General features: G+C 64.7%; 2 protein-coding genes. Both read left to right on the forward strand.

Annotation, left to right across the window (positions count from 1 at the left end; translation table 11 throughout):
• A partial coding sequence (locus NW835_RS11620) for a uroporphyrinogen-III synthase (protein ID WP_414415361.1) occupies nucleotides 1–1230 on the forward strand: 1230 nt, incomplete at its 5' end.
• A 49-nt stretch (nucleotides 1231–1279) separates the two neighbouring features.
• Nucleotides 1280–2042 (forward strand): 1,4-dihydroxy-2-naphthoyl-CoA synthase (menB, locus tag NW835_RS11625; protein WP_414415365.1); only part of this gene is annotated, 763 nt, incomplete at its 3' end.

Consider the following 2042-nt stretch of genomic DNA (forward strand, 5'->3'; position numbering starts at 1 on the left):
GCCCGCGAGGAGGTGCAGGCCCTGCGGGAGGCGGGCTGCCCGTTTGAGATCTGGCCAGGCTTGTCGTCGGCCCTGGCCGGCCCTTTGTGGGCAGGGATCCCTCTGACTGATAAGCACTTGAGCCGCGCCTTTGCCGTGCTGACCGCCCACGAGCTGGAGGCCCTGCCCTGGGGCGCTCTGGCCCAGTTGGATACGTTGGTGATCTTGATGGGATCCCGGCAGCGGCAGCAGATTGCGGCCCAGTTGAGGCAAGCTGGGATCCCGCCGGAGCGTGCCGCCGCCGTGATCTGGGGGGCAGGGCAGGCGGAGCAGCAGGTTTGGGTGGGCACCCTGGCAGAGCTGCAAGAGGGGGAAGGGTTGGAGCCAGAAAAGCTGCCTGGCCTACTGGTGGTGGGCGAGGTGGTGCGGCTGCGGCAGGAGTTTTTGCCGGGGATCCCACCGTTACCGCCACCGGCTCCTTTGGCAGGCAAAACGGTGCTGGTCACCCGTGCTGAGGGGCAATCGCCAGCTTTGCGCGAGCTGCTGCAGACTCAGGGGGCGCGGGTGCTGGAAATGCCTGCCCTGGTCATCCAGCCGCCTACAAGCTGGGATCCCTTGGATACAGCCATTGCTGACCTGGAGAAGTTCGATTGGCTGCTCCTGACTTCGGCCAACGGCGTGCAGGGTTTTTTCGAGCGGTTGCAGCAGCAGGGGCGAGACAGCCGGGCTCTTTACTCTCTGAAAGTGGCAGTGGTGGGATCCAAAACGGCGGCGGTGCTGGCCCAGTACGGCATCCGCCCAGATTTGCTGCCCTCTGAGTTTGTGGCTGAAGCCCTGCTGCCCATTTGGCCGGAGCCAGTGCAGGGGCAGCGCATCCTCTTTCCCCGCGTTGAATCCGGAGGACGGGAGGAGCTGGTGCAGGGGCTGCGGCAACGCGGAGCCGAGGTGGTGGAGGTGGCGGCCTACCAGTCGGCCTGTCCGGCAGCGGCGGATCCCCAGGTGGTGGCTGCCCTCAAGGAGCGCCAGGTGGATATCCTCACCTTTGCCAGCTCCAAAACCGTGCAGCATTTTGCCCATCTCCTCCACCAGGCCGGGCTGGGCCCTGAAGTCTGGGATCCGCCGGTGCAGATTGCGGCCATCGGCCCCAAAACGGCGGCAACCTGCAGGCAGATCTTGGGGCGGGTAGATGTGGTGGCCCAGGAGTACACCCTGGAAGGGCTGGTGGGATCCCTCGTTCAGGCAGACGGTTAGCGCGGATAATGGGCAGGGATTGGCGAAGAAAAGGAACCCCCAAGACACCATGTGGCAGACGGCCAAGCTCTACGAAGACATCCTCTACGAGAAGACCGACGACGGCATTGCCAAGATCACCATCAACCGCCCCCACAAGCGCAACGCCTTCCGCCCCAAGACGGTTGCCGAGATGATCGATGCCTTTCTGGATGCGCGGGAGGATCCCAATATTGGAGTCGTGCTCTTGACGGGCGCCGGGCCGCATACGGATGGAAAATATGCCTTTTGTGCCGGCGGGGATCAGAGCGTGCGGGGGGAGGCCGGCTACCTGGACGAGGCCGGGATCCCGCGTCTTAATGTCCTGGATCTGCAGCGCATCATCCGCTCCTTGCCCAAAGTGGTGATTGCGCTGGTGGCCGGCTACGCCATTGGCGGGGGCCATGTTTTGCATCTCATCTGCGATCTAACCATTGCCGCCGACAACGCCATCTTTGGCCAAACCGGGCCGCGGGTGGGCAGCTTTGACGGCGGCTTTGGGGCCAGCTACTTGGCGCGGGTGGTGGGGCAAAAAAAGGCGCGCGAAATCTGGTTCCTCTGCCGCCAGTACACAGCCGCGCAGGCGCTGGAGATGGGCCTGGTCAATGCGGTGGTGCCCGTGGAGGAACTGGAGGCAGAAGGGATCCGCTGGGCGCGGGAGATCCTCCAGCACAGTCCCCTGGCCATCCGCTGCCTCAAGGCCGCCTTCAACGCCGATTGCGACGGCCAGATGGGGCTGCAGGAGCTAGCCGGGGACGCGACGCTGCTGTACTACATGACCGAGGAAGCTGCCG

Origin of the sequence: Synechococcus sp. OH2 (assembly GCF_047462155.1) — a bacterium.
Classification (GTDB): Bacteria; Cyanobacteriota; Cyanobacteriia; order Thermostichales; family Thermostichaceae; genus Thermostichus.